This is a genomic window from Campylobacter lari, assembly GCF_004357905.1.
In the GTDB taxonomy this organism is placed as follows: domain Bacteria; phylum Campylobacterota; class Campylobacteria; order Campylobacterales; family Campylobacteraceae; genus Campylobacter_D; species Campylobacter_D lari_D.
Genome location: NZ_SMTT01000043.1, coordinates 1 through 332, shown reverse-complemented (window position 1 = coordinate 332; position 332 = coordinate 1). Strand labels below are relative to the sequence as shown.

At 33.4% G+C, this 332-nt stretch carries 1 protein-coding gene; it reads left to right on the top strand.

Annotation, left to right across the window (positions count from 1 at the left end; translation table 11 throughout):
• The coding region (locus tag E2O22_RS07875) for a flagellin N-terminal helical domain-containing protein (protein ID WP_439897285.1) at positions 1–332 on the top strand (332 nt) is incomplete at both ends.

Here is a 332-nt window from a genome sequence, read left to right as displayed (position 1 = left end):
GTACTAAAACAAGAAATATGCTTCAAGCTGATATAAATCGTTTGATGGAAGAACTTGATAATATAGCAAATACCACAGCTTTTAATGGCAAACAACTTTTAAGTGGAAACTTTGTAAATCAAGAATTTCAACTAGGTGCACAGTCAAATCAAACCGTAAAAGCTAGCATAGGTCCAACTCAAAGTTCTAAAATAGGTGTAACTAGATTTGAAACAGGTTCTCAAGCTAAAAGTAGTGGCATAGCTCAACTTACTATCAAAAATTATAATGGAGTGGATGATTTTAAATTCCAACCTGTAGTGATTTCTACTTCAGTAGGAACAGGACTTGGT